The organism is Salinarimonas sp. NSM (genome assembly GCF_052380005.1).
GTDB lineage: Bacteria > Pseudomonadota > Alphaproteobacteria > Rhizobiales > Beijerinckiaceae > Salinarimonas.
In genome coordinates this window covers 14747-28184 of record NZ_JBQTCJ010000040.1, presented here as the reverse complement: position 1 = coordinate 28184, position 13438 = coordinate 14747, and the positions used below count along the sequence as shown (strand labels likewise).

Genomic DNA, 13438 nt, shown 5'->3' with positions numbered 1-13438 from the left:
CGTTACGCCGAGAAGCGCAGGAGCTTGATCGCCGCGAAGTCCTGCACCCCGCCACCGACGCGCTTCGTCGTGTAGAACAGCACGTAGGGCTTGGCGGAATACGGGTCACGCAGGATGCGCACGCCCGCGCGGTCCACCACGAGATAGCCGCGCTTGAAGTCGCCGAAGGCGATCGCGTCGGCGCCCGCCGCGATGTCGGGCATGTCCTCGGCCTCCACCACGGGAAAGCCCATCAGGCTCGCGGCCTGGCCGGGCCCCGCCGGCGGCTGCCAGAGATAGTGCCCCTGCGCGTCCTTGAACTTGCGCAGCACGGCCTGCGTCTTGCGGTTCATCACGAAGGACGCGTTCTGGCGATAGCCGCTCTTGAGCGCATAGATCAGGTCGACCACCACGTCCGACGGGTCGGAGGCCGGGAAGGCGCCCGCCGCGCCGCTCGCCACGAAGCCGAGGTTGCCCCACGACCACGAGCCGTTCGCCACCGCGTCGTAGTCGAGGAAGCCGCGCGGCTTGGCGACGCCGTCTCCCGCGACGAAGGCCGCGCCCTCCTGCTCGGCGAAGGCGGTCTCGACCTCGTCAGCGATCCACTGGTCGATGTCGACGATGGCGTCGTCGAGCAGCGTCTGCGTCGCCGCCGGCATGGCGTATAGCTCCATCGCCGGGAAGGAGAGCTCGGACAGGCCGGGGCCGTCCGTCTGCGGTCGCGCCGCGGTCTCCGCGACCCAGCCCGAGGCGGCGCCGGTGGTCGCGTGGGCGATCTTGTAGAGACCGCCCGAGATGGTGCGGTTCGACGCGATCGCCCGGATCGGCGAGAGCGAGGAGAGCCGCCGGATCACCTCGCGCTCCACCTGCGGCGGCGCGAGATAGCCGCCGTCCGGCCCCGAGCCCGCCGAGAGCGCCTTCTCCTCGAGCCGCTTGAGGCCCGCGCTCTCGCCGGAGCGGACGTAGAGCTCGAAGGCGGCCTTGTGCTCGGCGCCGAGCGGGTCATCGCGGCCCTTCTCCTCGCCCGCGAGCGGCGGGCGCTGGCGGGCGAGCGCGAGCCGGTCCGAGCGCGCCTTCTGCTCGTCGAGGAACGCGTCGATGCGCGCGAGCTTCTCGTCGACGAGCACGTCGACCCGCCCGCGCGTCTCGAGCGCCGCGAGCCGCCCGTCGTTCTCCTCCTTGTAGGCCTCGAAGGCCCGCGCGAACTCGGCGAACGCGGCCTGCGCGTCCGCGGACTTGGTCTCGATGATGGGATCTCGGGTGTCGAGCATGGTGGGATGTCCTCTGTGACAGGAGATGTCGGCGCACGCTCCGCCCCCATCGGGGGAGGTGGACAGGCGGCGAAGCCGACGAGACGGAGGGGGTGCGCCGAAAGGCGCGCTTCGGCGAAGCCGAACCTCCACGCGTCGAGCCGGGGGACCCCGCCCCTGATCCGCTTCGCGGATCGTCCCCGCCCCAACGGGGCGGGAGACTCACGCCGCGGCGGGGGCGTGGCCGGGGAACAGCTTCTTCGCGGCGCGGCGGATCGCCTGCGCCAGCGTCGGCGGAGCACCCTTCACCATCGCGACGCGCGCGGCGGGGAGCATGGGGAAGGTGACGATCGAGATCTCCCACAGGTCGACCTCGTGCAGGAGCCGCCGGCGGCCGCCGCGCTCGGCGGCGGCCTTGGTCACCCGGTAGCCGATCGAGAGCCCGTCGATCGCGCCCTCGCGCATCAGCGCGTGGATCTCCCGCGCGCGGCCCACCGCGAGGTTGAGCCGCCCGCGCACGCGAAGCCCGCGGGCGTCCTCCTCGAGCTTCAGCCAGGTGCCGATCGGCTCGGCCGGATCGTGCTGCCAGAGCATGCGCACGCCCCGCGCCCCACGGACCGCGAGGCTCTTGCCGAAGGCGCCGGGCTGGACCACGTCACGGGCGAGATCGGTCACGCCGAAGACGCTGGCGTAGCCCTCGAAGATCCCGCTCTCGTCGACGATGTCGGGCTTGGCCGGCAGGAGCTTGGTTTCCGGCGCGCCGCGCCCGATGCCCTTCGCGGCCGCGCCGCTCACGAAGGCGAGCGCCGTCATCGCGCGGCCTCCGTGGCGGGCCGGCCGCCCTCCGCGCGTGGCGCGGCGAGGCGGGCCAGCGTGCGCACGAAGGTGCGCATCGTCGCCTGCGCCGGGTCGGGCGGCGGCGCCGTGCGGCGCACCAGGGTCTTGAGGATCCTCGTCATCTGTCGTCTCCCGAGAAACGGCGGTTGAAACGGGCGAGCTCGCGCACGAAGGCGTCGAAGCGCCGGCTCGCCGAGGCGGATTCGCGCAGCAGCATCAGCGCGAAGAAGGAGGCGGCGAGCGCCCAGGCGAGGAGCGCGAGGTCGCCGCGCTCGGCGACCGCGCCGAGCAGCCGCTGGAGCACGTCCGCGACGCCGGGCACGGGCGGGGACGTCACGGCCTCGCCGCTCACGCCCCCCTCCGTCCGTAGCCCACGGCCTCGCGCTTCTCGTCGTCGGTGAGGAACGCGGCCGCCGAGACGCGCCGCCACAGCGATTCCCGCTCCTCGGAGAGCGCCTCGATGGCGTCGAGATCGGGCTCGAGCACGAGGTCCGCACCGAACGCCGGCGCCAGCCAGGAGGCCAGCGCCTGCGCCGTGCGCTTGGCGAGCGGGATCACCGTCTGGCGGTAGAAGGCGCGGTTGGCTTCGGCGTAGTTCGAGTGCGTCGCGTCGCCCGGCAGGCCGAGCAGCAGCGGCGGCACGCCGAAGGCGAGCGCGATCTCGCGTGCCGCCGCGGCCTTGGCCTCGACGAAGTCCATCTCCTTGGGCGAGAGCGCGAGCGGCTTCCAGTCGAGCCCGCCCTCGAGCAGCATCGGCCGCCCGGCGTTGCGCGCGCCCTGGTAGGTCTCCTCGAGCTCCGCCTTGAGCTTGGTGAAGATCGCGTCGGACACGTTGGCGTCCCCGCTGAAGACGAGGGCGCCGGAGGGCCGCGCGGCGTTGTCGAGCAGCGCCTTGTTCCAGGCGGAGGCCGCGTTGTGGATGTCGAGCGCGCCCGCGGCCGCCTCCATCGGCGAGAGGCCGTAATGGTCGTCGGTGGGGTGGAAGCAGCTCAGGTGCAGGATCGGCGCGATGCCCTCCGCCCCTTGCGCGAACCGCACCGTGCGCGCGCCGACTTGGTATTCCCAGGCGATCGGCCAGCCGTCGGAGCCGGGCACGACGCGCATCCGGTCGGGCCGCAGCGCGTGGAGCTCCCGCGGCGCGCCGTCGATGGCGGCGGCCTCGACATAGGCGTTGCCGGACACGAGCAGGTGCCCGTAGACGCTCTCGAGGAAGCGTCCTCCCTCCTCGCGCGGGTTGGGCCGACGCAGGAGGTCGACGAGCGGATGCGCCGGCCGCTCCCGCCCGGCCTCGACGAGGGTCAGCGGCAGCGACGCCGCCGCCTCGGCGAGGAGCCGCACGCAGCGATGGACGACGGCGTTCCTCTGGTAGCCCTCGCGGGCGAAGGCGGCGTAGTCCCGCGGCGTCCAGACCGGGCGCCCGCCATGATAGAACGCCACCGCCGCCCCGGCGCGCGACGCCTTCTGCCCCGGCGCGGCGAGCCGCGCCAGGGTCTGGATGAGCGCTTTCATGAGGGGGTCTCCTCGCTCCCCTCGCCCGACCGGGAGAGGGGGTCACACGATCCGTATCCGCGGGCTCGCCGGCTTCGGGCCGAGCGCCAGGTGGGTGATCGCCCAGACCAGCGCGTCGAGCCGGTCGGGCGAGCGCCCGCCGCTCAGACCCTCGGGCCCGAAATCCGCCATCTCGTCCTCGAGCGCGGGAAACGCGCCGGCGTGCCGCACGCGGCCCTGTGCGTAGAGCACGGCCACGGGCTCGGCGCGCATGTGCTTGCCGCGGGTCGCGCGCACCGAGACGACTGCGCAGCCCGGGTCGATCTCGCGGATCACGGCCGCGGCCATCTCGCCGCCCTGGTTCACCTCGACGACGAGGGCGTCCGCCTCGAGCCGCCGGTAGAGCATCGTCGCCCGCGACGCCCACGCTTCCGGGCGCAGGCCCGGCGCGCTCTCGTCGGCCAGCACGTGGCACACGCCCGCCGCGTCGATTCCGGCAGCGACGATGCCGCAGGCGTCCGCGCCCTTGCGCGACGTCGCCGGCGGGTCGACCGCCACCGCGATGCGCCGCAGCGCCGGCGCGCGATCCTCCCGCGCGGCCTCGATCCCGGCGCGGGTCCAGAGCGCGTCCGCGCGATCCTCGATCAGCTCCCCGTCGAGCTCCTGGCGCCCCAGCCGGGTGCCCGCATAGCGATCGACCACCGCCTGCAGGAACGACGGCGCCAGGTTCGCCCGGTTCGCCTCCGTCGCGGCCCGGCTGAGCGCCACGCGCGGGTCGGCGACGAGGCGGCGCACGAGGGGGATCGTGCGCGGCGTCGTCGTCACTACCTCCCGCGGCCGCTCGCCGAGCCGAAGCCCGAACTGCAGCTGATCCCACGTGGCGTCCGCGTGCCGCCACTTGCCGAGCTCGTCCGCCCAGGCCGCCTCGAACTGCGGCCCGCGCAGCGCCTCGGGATCCTCCGCCGAGAAGGCGAGCGCCACCGCGCCCGTCGAGGGCCATTCGAGCCTCCGGCGCGTCGCCGTCCAGATCGGCCGCTCACGCTTGGGGTGGATGGCGAGCAGCCCGGACGGTCCGTCGATCATCACGTCGCGCACGTCTGCGAAGGTCTCGCCGACGAGGGCGATCTTGCCGATGCGCCGGCGGGTCAGCCAAGGGGCACCGAGCACCATGCCGCGCACCCATTCCGCGCCGGTGCGCGTCTTGCCCGCGCCGCGCCCGCCGAGCACGAGCCAGATCGTCCAGTCCGACCCGTCCCGCGCCGCCGCCGGCGGCAGCTGGTCCTCCCGCGCGGCGAGCGCCCAGGCCGGCGCGCGCCGGCTCCCCTCCACATAGCGCCGCAGCCGCGGGCTATACCGCGTCCAGATCGCCTCGCGCTCGCGCGGGCTCGTGCAGGCGCTCAACCTCCCCCGCAACGAGATCAGCCAGCCGAGGTGCCGCTCCGGCGGCCAGTGCCGGCGCGCCGTCGCCCGAGAAGCCGCCGTCGCGCCCGTCGTCATCCTCGTCCTCCCCGCTGGCCGCGCCGCGCGCGCCGAGCACCCGCTCGAGCGCGACGAGCTCCTTCAGGCAGCGGGTGAGATCGCCCACCGCGCGGGCCGTCGTCCTCGGGTCGTGACGCTCCCGGGAGCAGGCGAAGGCGTCGAGCCGCTCCGAGACGAACCGGCGCAGGCCCGCCGCGAGACGAGCCACATCCGGTTCGCCGACGCGCGTCCCCATGCGCCGGTCCTCAGCCATCGATTGATCCTCAGTTGCAGCCGGCGGGCCGAATCACCCCGGCTCCGGGGAGCGTCGCGGCGGCGGGGCCCGCGCACGAAAAAAGCGCCCCGGTTGCATCCGAAGCGCTTGAATCGAGGGCCTGAAGGCGACGAACGCATTCATCGACCGTGCTCAATTCATAGCTGTTCAACGTTACGCTGTCAAGCACGATTCGCGGAAGACTGGGACTTTTACGCCACCAGGGGATGTCAACCCTGGCATGGCGCAGCTCTCTCCGGCACAATGGAGACAGCTTCGGAATTTTTGCATAGAAAGAGGCGGTATACATCCGGTAATAGTCGTCTAGATGACAGACGCGCTTGCAAATCTGGTTGTGACTGACGGAGGGTCCACCCATCGTGCGGTCACCGGGTGACGCAAGGCGATGGCTCCGGCGACCGCCAGAACCAGGGGGGCGGGCGCTGCGCCGGTTTCGGCGCATCGTCCGGACAATTCCGAGGACACGAACCGATGCGCTCCGTACTGCGGCTCCGTGACGACGAGAACAGGCTGCTCAAGGCCCTTCCACCCGAGGATTTCGAGCTCCTCCGGCCGCATCTGGCGCCCGCGGCGCTCTTGCGCGGCGACGTGCTGTTCGATGCGCTGGACACGATCGAGCACGTCTACTTCCCGCAGAGCGGGGTGGTCTCGCTCGTCACCCTGATGCGTGACGGCTCCAGCGTCGAGGCCGGCACGATCGGCCGCGAGGGCGCGGTGGGCCTGATCACGGGCTCGGGGACGCGCCAGGCGGCGACGCGTGGCGTCGTGCAGATCCCCGGCCGCGCCCGCCGCATCGAGGTGGCGCGCTACCGCGCCGCGCTCGAGCGAAGCTCGGCGCTGCGCGATCTCGTCGACCGATACACCGAGGCGCTCCTTTCGCAGGTCCTCCAGACGGTCGCCTGCAACGCGCTCCACTCGGTCGAGCAGCGCTTCTGCCGCTGGCTCCTCACCTGCCGCGACCGCACGGGCTCGGACGTCATCCCGCTCACGCAGGAGGCGGTCGCCGAGATGCTCGGCGTCCAACGCACCACCGTCACCGCCGCCGCGCGGGCGCTTCAGAACCAGGGCCTGATCCGCTATCGTCGCGGCCTGATCGAATGCGTCGACCTGCCCGGCCTGCACGAGACCTCGTGCGAATGCTACGACGTGGTCCGCGCGCGCTTCCAGCAGCTCCTGCCGCTGACCTACCAGGATCCGCCGGGCGAGCCGCGCGAGTGATCGGTCGGGGTCAGTACACCCCGCCGACGGGAGCCGGCGGCACGAGCGGCGGGGCCAGCGGCGCGGCGATCGCGCCGGTCACCCGCGCGCCGAGCGGCGGCAGGCTCGGCAGTCCCGGCAGCGGCGCGGGGGACATCGGGGACGCCGGGGCGTAGGACGGTGACGGCCCGAACGCGGGCGACGGCGCGGGCAGGCTCGCCCCGATCAGCGGCTGCGGATCGTCGAGCCGCGAGTCGAACTCGATCTGCGGCCGGCAGTAGCGCCGCTCCCCGCGCGCATCGTGGCGCGCGAGATCGAGATGGAAATGGTCCTCATGCATCGAGTCCGAGCCTGGGCCGAGCACGGTTGTGAAGTGCTCGCAGGCACCGACGAAGGCCTCGCGCAGGAAGCCCCGCTCCTCCGGCGCGCCGCGCCAGCCGCCGCTCACCGTGATCCGCCGCCCGTCCGCCAGCGTGAAGGACATGACGTCGACGGCGTTGCCGAAGGCGTGCTCGGAGAGCCGCGCGCCGGGCCGGTGGTTGCGGGTACGGCAGGCGTAGGAGCCGGAATCGATCTCCACCACGGGCGCGCCGAGATAGATGAGCGCCGCCGGCTGGACGATCTCGGAAAGCCATCGCTCGGTCGCCGCCGTCACCGGGCAGCCGAGCGTCGCCTCCTGCTTGAGGCGCACCTGCCCGTCCAGCAGCGCGGTGATCTCGAAGGGCTTGTCGATACCGCAGGTGCCGGGACCGTCGAGGCGCGGGCGCTGGGACATGTAGGCCGTCGGGCGCACGTCCTGGCGCGCGAGGCAGGCGACCTCGGCCTGCGAACGCCAAGGCTCGCGCTCCTCGACCTCGAACCACCCGCAGCCCGAGAGCGCGAGAGCGAGGGAGGCGGCGAGGAGACCTGTCGAAACACGACGCGACATTCTCCGAGAATGCCGCACACCGCGTTAAGGGCGCGTTGAGCGCGGGCGAGCGCCGGCGCGTCGAATCAGGACAAGCGGGGGCGGCTGCCGTCCGCGAGGAGGCGGCGCGCCGGGTCGCCCCGGCGCGCGCTGGCGTTCAGGCGGCCGGATCACGCGCCGTTCGCCTCGCGGCGCTCGGCCATGAAGCGGTCGAAGGTCTCGCGGTCGCGAGTGCGCTTGAGCTCGTCGAGGAAGCGCGCGAACGCCCGCTGCTCCTCGTCGAGCCGGCGGCGCTCCTCTTCCAGGCGGGCGAGCTGCTCGCGCTTGTAGGCGTCGAACGCCTCGTTGCCCGAGCCGCCGACGGTGAAGTCGAACCGCGCGTCGAAGGACGGCCAGCCGAAGGCGCCCTCGTCCCGAAGCTTCCAGAGCTTCCAGGCGAGGAAGGCGACGCCGATCGGCCAGTACACGACGAGGCCGGCGACGATCGCCACGATCTCCCAGGTCTTGAAGCGACGAAGCAGATCCGACGGGTTGAAGGTGCTGGCGTTCATGTCGGTCTCCAGAAGTGAACGATGCTTCAGATAGGCACGCCCCTTCCTCCGTTGAAGAGCCGCCCGCACTCGTCGCGCCGGCGGGCGGCGCGGCCCAACCGGTCGTGCGCCGGTGCCGACGCGCGCCACGGCGGGCCGCGTGCTAGGCTCGAACCCGCACACGACCTGATCGGGCCGCCATCATGCTCTCCTCGCTCGCGCTTCTGCGCCGGATCGACGCCGGCGACCTCTCCCCGCAGGGCGTCGTCGATCTCTGCCGCGAGGCCATCGCCGCCCGCGAGCCCGAGATCGGCGCCCTGGTCCATCTCGACGACGCGGCGCGCGCGGGGGCGCAGGCCGGCCCGCTCGCGGGCATTCCCCTCGGCGTCAAGGACATCATCGACGTGGCCGGCCTGCCGACCACGATGGGCTCGCCGATCTACGCGGGCAACGTCGCCCGCGCCGACGCCGCCGTCGTCGCGCTGGCGCGGCGCGCGGGCGCGGTTCCGCTCGCGAAGACGACCACGACGCCCTTCGCCTATCTCGACCCGACGGCCACGCGAAACCCGGCGGCGCCCGGCTGCACGCCGGGAGGCTCGTCGTCCGGCTCGGCCGCGGCGGTCGCGGCCGGCATGCTTCCGCTCGCGCTCGGCACGCAGACCGGCGGCTCGGTGATCCGCCCCGCCGCCTTCTGCGGCATCGCAGCCGTCAAGCCCTCGGCCCGGCTGCTGCCCACCGTCGGCGTCAAGTGCTTCTCCTGGACGCTCGACACGGTCGGCCTGTTCGGCGCCACCGTGCCCGATGTCGCCCACGCGCTGGCGGTCCTCGCGCGACGCCCGGAGCTCGCTCTGCCCGACGGCGATCCACGGGAGACCTTCGCGGGCCTGCGGCTCGGCGTCCTGACGCAGGGCTTCGCCGGCGATCCCGAGCCGGACGCCGCCGCCGCCCTCGACGAGGGCGCCCGCGCCGCGGAGCGCGCGGGCGCGCGCGTGGTTCGGCTCGAGGCGCCGCCTCTCTACGCCGAGGCCTGGCGCCTGCACGGCACGATCCAGGACTTCGAGGCCGCCCAGGCGCTCGCCTTCGAATGGGATGCGCACGCCGACGCCCTGCCCCCGCTCCTGCGCGGCCTCCTCGACGAGGCGCAATCTGTCGACGCCGCGCGCTACGACGCGGCCCGCCGCGTCGTCCACCGGGCCCGCGAGGCCGGCCGCGCGCTCTTCGCGGAGGTCGACGCGATCCTCACCCTCGCCGCCCCCGGTCCGGCACCGCGAGGCCTCGGCTCGACGGGCTCGTCGGCCTTCAACCGGCTCTGGACGTTGACGGGAGACCCCTGCGTCGCCGTCCCCGGCTGCCGCGCGCCGGACGGACGTCCCGTGGGGCTCCAGACGATCTCGCGCTTCGGGCGCGACGAGAAGGCGCTCGCGGCAGGGTCGTTCGTCGCCGCGGCGCTCGCCGCACAGCGATGAATCGATGCGGAGAATTTGCCGCGTTTTCAGCTATTTCAATGCTTTAACCGATGATTAACCAGGTTCCGGCGAGGCTGCCCCCGACAATGCGCGCGGCGACGCTTGCGGTACGCCGGTTGCCTGCTAAATTATCTGAGGTCCCTCGGCAGGGAGGATGTGTCATGAGCCGCTACGCGAAGCTTCATCTGGTACCGAAGTTGAACATCGCGGTCTTCTGTGCCGCGCTGGTTTTCGTGGGCGCCATCGTCGTCGGAGCCATCTGAGACCCCCGCGCCGGCTCGCCGGCGAGGCAATCAACAGAAGAGGTCATCCCCCCACCAGTTTCGCCGCCGCCGGCTCCCACCGGCGGCGGTTTCGCGTCGAGCGCCGCCTCGCGCGCCCGCCGCCCCGCGATCCCGCACACCGCGCCAGACCCGGAGCCCGCCGATGAGCGAGACCCCGCGCTTCGACACGACGTTCGACCAGCCGACCGGCGCCTGCGTCCGCGTCTCTCCGCTCGTGCGCCGGATCGTCGCCGGCAATTCCGGACCGGTGACCTTCACCGGCACCTGCACCTACGTGGTCGGCACGGGCGAGGTCGCGATCGTCGACCCCGGGCCGGACGACCCCACCCACCGCGCCGCGATCCTCGCGGCCACGAAGGGCGAGCGGGTCTCGACGATCCTCGTCACCCACACGCACCGCGACCACTCGCCCGGCGCCGCCCCGCTGCGGGAGGCCACCGGCGCGCCCCTCGTCGGCTGCGCCCCCCACCGCAATTCGCGCGATCTCGCCGTCGGCGAGGTCGACACGATGGAGACCGCCGGCGACCGTGCCTACGCCCCCGACCGCGTTCTCGCCGACGGCGAGCGGGTCGCGGGGCCCGGCTGGACGCTGGAGGCCGTGGCCACCCCCGGCCACACCGCGAACCACTTGGCCTTCGCCCTCCCAGAAGAGAAGGCGCTGTTCTCCGGCGACCACGTCATGGCCTGGTCGACCACCTTCATCGGCCCGCCGGACGGGGCGATGGGCCCCTACATAGCCTCGCTGTCGAAACTGCTCGCCCGCGACGAGACGATCTACTGGCCCGGTCACGGCGGCCCGGTCACCGAGCCGGCGCGTTTCGTGCGCGCGATCGTCGCCCATCGCCGGCAGCGGGAGGAGTCGATCCTCGCCCGCCTGCGCGCCGGGGACGAGACCGTCACCACCATCGTCGAGACCGTCTATCGCGGCCTCGCCCCCGCCCTGAGGCCCGCCGCGGCGCTCAACGTGCTCGCCCATCTCGAGGACCTCCACGCCCGTGGCCTCGCCGGGCGCGACGGGCCACCGGGGCTGGGGAGCCGGTGGTCCGCCGCGTGAGGCGGGTCGCCGCGAGCCCCCGCCCCATCCCCGTTGCCCCACGGCGCCGCGCGCCTATCTCCAACGCGGAGTGAGCGGGAGGAACCCCTGTCGGATCTCGTCGTCAAGATCGCCGGCCGGATCGCCGCCGTCCCGGCCGCAGACTGGGACGCCTGCGCGCTCGGCCCGCAGGCGGCGGCGCTCGGCGTCGATCCGCACTGCCCGTTCGTGGCGCACGCCTTCCTGGCGGCGCTCGAGGAGTCCGGCTGCGTCGGCCCACGGACCGGCTGGGGGCCCGCGCACGTGCTCGTCGAGGACGCGGACGGGCGGCTCCTCGCCTGCGCCCCGGCCTATCTCAAGACCCACAGCCAGGGAGAGTACGTCTTCGACCACGCCTGGGCGGACGCCTACGAGCGCGCGGGCGGGCGCTACTACCCCAAGCTCCAGGTCAGCATCCCCTTCACGCCCGCGACCGGCCCCCGCCTCCTCGTGCGTCCGGGCGCGCGCGCCGAGGAGGCCGAGTCCACCCTCGTCGCCGGGCTGAAGGCCCTGCGGGCGCAGGCGAACGCCTCCTCGATCCACATCACCTTCCTGCCGAAGGCGCAGAGCGAGCGGCTCTCCGGAGAGGGTTTCCTGCAGCGCGTCGACCAGCAGTTCCACTGGCTGAACGACGGCTACGCGAGCTTCGACGCCTTCCTCGAGACGCTCGCGTCGCGCAAGCGCAAGACGATCCGCCGCGAGCGCCGGGACGCGCTGGCGCCGGGCATCGAGATCGACTGGGTGCGCGGCGCAGAGATCAGCGAGGCGCATTGGGACGCCTTCTACGACTTCTACATGGACACCGGCTCGCGCAAATGGGGCCGCCCGTACCTCAACCGACGCTTCTTCTCCCTCGTCGGCGAGCGGCTCGGCGAGCGGGTCCTGCTCATCCTCGCCCGGCGCGAGGGCCGCCACGTCGCCGGCGCGATCAACTTCATCGGCGACGAGACGCTCTACGGACGCAACTGGGGCTGCATCGAGGATCACCCGTTCCTGCACTTCGAGGTGTGCTACTATCAGGCGATCGACTTCGCCATCGCCGAGGGCCTGAAACGCGTCGAGGCCGGGGCGCAGGGAGAGCACAAGCTCCTGCGCGGCTACCGCCCGGTCGCGACCCACAGCGCGCACCTCATCGCCGACCCCGGCCTGGAGCGGGCCGTCGCGCATTACCTGGAGGGGGAGCGGGCCTACGTGGCGGACATCGGCGCCGAGCTGGAAGCCGCCCTCCCCTTCAAGCGCGCAGAGGATTAGCGATGGCACCGCCGACGGCTTGACCGCCGCGCGGCCCCGTCGTCTCCTCGCGAGGCGCCACCGCCGCAGGAGATCCACCATGCCCGAGACCGCCTACGACCCGAGCAACGTGTTCGCCAAGATCCTGCGGGGCGAGATGCCGGCGCATCGGGTCTGGGAGGACGAGGCGACGCTCGCCTTCATGGACATCATGCCGCGCGGAGACGGCCACGTGCTCGTCGTGCCCAAGGTGCCGTGCCGCAACCTGCTCGACGCGCCGCCGGAGGCGCTCGCCGCCGTGATGACGACCGCGCAGAAGGTCGCGCGCGCGGCCATGACCGCGCTCGGGGCGGACGGCGTCACCGTGCAGCAGTTCAACGAGAGCGCAGGCGGGCAGGTCGTCTTCCATCTCCATGTCCACGTCATCCCCCGCTTCGCGGGCGTGCCGCTGCGGCCCCACACGGGCGAGATGGCGGATAACGACACCCTGGCCGGCCTCGCGAGCCGGATACGAGACGAAATTTGATGGAGATTTAAGACACTAATAATCTGAGAACATATATGATCAGTTTATGAATAGATCTACGATTTTTATATTGACTCACCCTTTGGCCGATGCAATCGTACCCCTGCATGACGGGGACGGATCGGCGTGCGGCATCGACCCGACGCCCCTTCGACGAAACGAGGGAGACGTGACATGTCGAGCGATTTTGTCGACAACCGTGGAATGGTGAACACGAGCGGCATCGAGCGGGACTGGAACGCGCGTGGAGGCTCGGAAGCCACACGCAACGAGTTCGCGAGCTTCATGTCCGGCTACGGCTTCTCGGAGGAGGACTCCGGTACGCTGTTCGACCAGTTCGACGTCAACGGCGATAGCGCCCTGTCCACGGGCGAGTTCCTGGACGGCCTCGCCGGCACCGACACGAACCGCAGCGGCTCGACCTCCGCGGAGGAGTTCGAGGCCGCGACGGGGGTCGAGATCCCGGACGACGAGGAGTGCTGCGACGACGAACCGTCCTGCGAGCCCGATCCCGCTCCCTGCTGCGACGGCAGCGACGACGACGACGATTCCGGCAGCAGCAGCCGCTCGAGCGACGGCATCTTCGATCGCGACGGCATGGTCGACATGACCCGCGCCGGCCGCGTCTTCGAGTCCGAGGCCGCCGACGAGGCCACCCGGAACGAGTTCAACGACGTGCTGAGCGAGATCGGCATCGACGTGGCCGATCCGGAGGCCGCCTTCGGCATGTTCGACGTGAACGGCGACGGCGCTGTCAGCCGCAGCGAGTTCCTCGACGGCCTCCTGTCGGCCGATGCGAACGACAGCGGGAAGGTGAGCCGCGAGGAGCTCGAGATGATGCTCGACCCCTGATCGGGGTGGCCTGGAGAGTGAAAGCGCGAGAGCCGCCCGCGAGGGCGGCTCTCGTCGTATCCGCTGA

At 72.4% G+C, this 13438-nt stretch carries 15 protein-coding genes; 6 read left to right on the top strand and 9 right to left on the bottom strand.

What is annotated here, in order from left to right:
• Positions 1–2 precede the first annotated feature (2 nt).
• The 7 genes from ACTZWW_RS14790 to ACTZWW_RS14760 all read right to left on the bottom strand — a co-directional run bounded on the left by ACTZWW_RS14790 (position 3) and on the right by ACTZWW_RS14760 (position 5286).
• A complete protein-coding gene (locus ACTZWW_RS14790; RefSeq protein ID WP_444781731.1) occupies positions 3–1250 on the bottom strand; it encodes a phage major capsid protein in 1248 nt (415 codons plus the stop codon).
• Between the two features lie 201 nt (positions 1251–1451).
• A complete protein-coding gene (locus ACTZWW_RS14785; protein WP_444781730.1) occupies positions 1452–2042 on the bottom strand; it encodes an HK97 family phage prohead protease in 591 nt (196 codons plus the stop codon).
• Positions 2039–2188, bottom strand: a complete 150-nt coding sequence (locus ACTZWW_RS14780; RefSeq protein ID WP_444781729.1) for a hypothetical protein — start codon at positions 2186–2188, stop codon at positions 2039–2041. Before ACTZWW_RS14780 ends, ACTZWW_RS14785 begins: the two co-directional genes overlap by 4 nt.
• A complete protein-coding gene (locus tag ACTZWW_RS14775) occupies positions 2185–2418 on the bottom strand; it encodes a hypothetical protein (protein WP_444781728.1) in 234 nt (77 codons plus the stop codon). Before ACTZWW_RS14775 ends, ACTZWW_RS14780 begins: the two co-directional genes overlap by 4 nt.
• Positions 2415–3575, bottom strand: coding sequence for a phage portal protein (locus ACTZWW_RS14770; RefSeq protein WP_444781727.1), 1161 nt, complete (start codon positions 3573–3575; stop codon positions 2415–2417). The genes ACTZWW_RS14775 and ACTZWW_RS14770 overlap by 4 nt, the downstream gene beginning before the upstream one ends.
• Positions 3576–3617: 42 nt before the next feature.
• Positions 3618–4895: a DNA-packaging protein gene (locus tag ACTZWW_RS14765; protein WP_444781754.1), complete on the bottom strand. Its 1278-nt coding sequence runs from the start codon at positions 4893–4895 to the stop codon at positions 3618–3620.
• 7 nt (positions 4896–4902) lie between these two features.
• Entirely contained in the window at positions 4903–5286 is a 384-nt protein-coding gene (locus ACTZWW_RS14760; RefSeq protein ID WP_444781726.1) for a hypothetical protein, read from the bottom strand.
• A 492-nt stretch (positions 5287–5778) separates the two neighbouring features.
• Here ACTZWW_RS14760 and ACTZWW_RS14755 point away from each other — a divergent pair, with 492 nt between their 5' ends.
• Positions 5779–6525 (top strand): Crp/Fnr family transcriptional regulator, encoded by a 747-nt coding sequence (locus ACTZWW_RS14755; RefSeq protein ID WP_444781725.1) that lies wholly within the window; start codon positions 5779–5781, stop codon positions 6523–6525.
• 10 nt (positions 6526–6535) lie between these two features.
• Here the strand turns inward: ACTZWW_RS14755 and ACTZWW_RS14750 are convergent, their stop codons facing one another.
• The gene (locus tag ACTZWW_RS14750) at positions 6536–7432 is read right to left on the bottom strand and encodes an extensin-like domain-containing protein (protein ID WP_444781724.1); all 897 of its coding nucleotides are present in this window, start codon (positions 7430–7432) and stop codon (positions 6536–6538) included.
• A 149-nt stretch (positions 7433–7581) separates the two neighbouring features.
• Complete coding sequence (locus tag ACTZWW_RS14745; RefSeq protein ID WP_444781723.1) at positions 7582–7962, bottom strand: DUF2852 domain-containing protein; 381 nt, start codon at positions 7960–7962, stop codon at positions 7582–7584.
• A 182-nt stretch (positions 7963–8144) separates the two neighbouring features.
• Here ACTZWW_RS14745 and ACTZWW_RS14740 point away from each other — a divergent pair, with 182 nt between their 5' ends.
• The 5 genes from ACTZWW_RS14740 to ACTZWW_RS14720 all read left to right on the top strand — a co-directional run bounded on the left by ACTZWW_RS14740 (position 8145) and on the right by ACTZWW_RS14720 (position 13371).
• Positions 8145–9407 carry an amidase gene (locus tag ACTZWW_RS14740; protein WP_444781722.1) on the top strand — a complete coding sequence of 421 codons (1263 nt, stop codon included), beginning with the start codon at positions 8145–8147 and terminating at the stop codon, positions 9405–9407.
• A 426-nt stretch (positions 9408–9833) separates the two neighbouring features.
• The gene (locus ACTZWW_RS14735) at positions 9834–10745 is read left to right on the top strand and encodes an MBL fold metallo-hydrolase (RefSeq protein WP_444781721.1); all 912 of its coding nucleotides are present in this window, start codon (positions 9834–9836) and stop codon (positions 10743–10745) included.
• Positions 10746–10832: 87 nt separating this feature from the next.
• Positions 10833–12014: a GNAT family N-acetyltransferase gene (locus ACTZWW_RS14730; protein WP_444781753.1), complete on the top strand. Its 1182-nt coding sequence runs from the start codon at positions 10833–10835 to the stop codon at positions 12012–12014.
• A gap of 79 nt (positions 12015–12093) precedes the next feature.
• Positions 12094–12519 carry an HIT family protein gene (locus ACTZWW_RS14725; protein ID WP_444781720.1) on the top strand — a complete coding sequence of 142 codons (426 nt, stop codon included), beginning with the start codon at positions 12094–12096 and terminating at the stop codon, positions 12517–12519.
• A gap of 174 nt (positions 12520–12693) precedes the next feature.
• Positions 12694–13371 carry a hypothetical protein gene (locus ACTZWW_RS14720; RefSeq protein WP_444781719.1) on the top strand — a complete coding sequence of 226 codons (678 nt, stop codon included), beginning with the start codon at positions 12694–12696 and terminating at the stop codon, positions 13369–13371.
• The last annotated feature ends 67 nt before the right edge of the window (positions 13372–13438 follow it).

Bases quoted from the DNA above. Each gene is read 5' to 3' on its own strand.
- ACTZWW_RS14790 (WP_444781731.1), bottom strand. From the start codon at position 1,250: ATGCTCGACACCCGAGATCCCATCATCGAGACCAAGTCCGCGGACGCG.
- ACTZWW_RS14785 (WP_444781730.1), bottom strand. From the start codon at position 2,042: ATGACGGCGCTCGCCTTCGTGAGCGGCGCGGCCGCGAAGGGCATCGGG.
- ACTZWW_RS14780 (WP_444781729.1), bottom strand. From the start codon at position 2,188: ATGACGAGGATCCTCAAGACCCTGGTGCGCCGCACGGCGCCGCCGCCC.
- ACTZWW_RS14770 (WP_444781727.1), bottom strand. From the start codon at position 3,575: ATGAAAGCGCTCATCCAGACCCTGGCGCGGCTCGCCGCGCCGGGGCAG.
- ACTZWW_RS14760 (WP_444781726.1), bottom strand. From the start codon at position 5,286: ATGGCTGAGGACCGGCGCATGGGGACGCGCGTCGGCGAACCGGATGTG.
- ACTZWW_RS14755 (WP_444781725.1), top strand. From the start codon at position 5,779: ATGCGCTCCGTACTGCGGCTCCGTGACGACGAGAACAGGCTGCTCAAG.
- ACTZWW_RS14750 (WP_444781724.1), bottom strand. From the start codon at position 7,432: ATGTCGCGTCGTGTTTCGACAGGTCTCCTCGCCGCCTCCCTCGCTCTC.
- ACTZWW_RS14745 (WP_444781723.1), bottom strand. From the start codon at position 7,962: ATGAACGCCAGCACCTTCAACCCGTCGGATCTGCTTCGTCGCTTCAAG.
- ACTZWW_RS14740 (WP_444781722.1), top strand. From the start codon at position 8,145: ATGCTCTCCTCGCTCGCGCTTCTGCGCCGGATCGACGCCGGCGACCTC.
- ACTZWW_RS14735 (WP_444781721.1), top strand. From the start codon at position 9,834: ATGAGCGAGACCCCGCGCTTCGACACGACGTTCGACCAGCCGACCGGC.
- ACTZWW_RS14725 (WP_444781720.1), top strand. From the start codon at position 12,094: ATGCCCGAGACCGCCTACGACCCGAGCAACGTGTTCGCCAAGATCCTG.
- ACTZWW_RS14720 (WP_444781719.1), top strand. From the start codon at position 12,694: ATGTCGAGCGATTTTGTCGACAACCGTGGAATGGTGAACACGAGCGGC.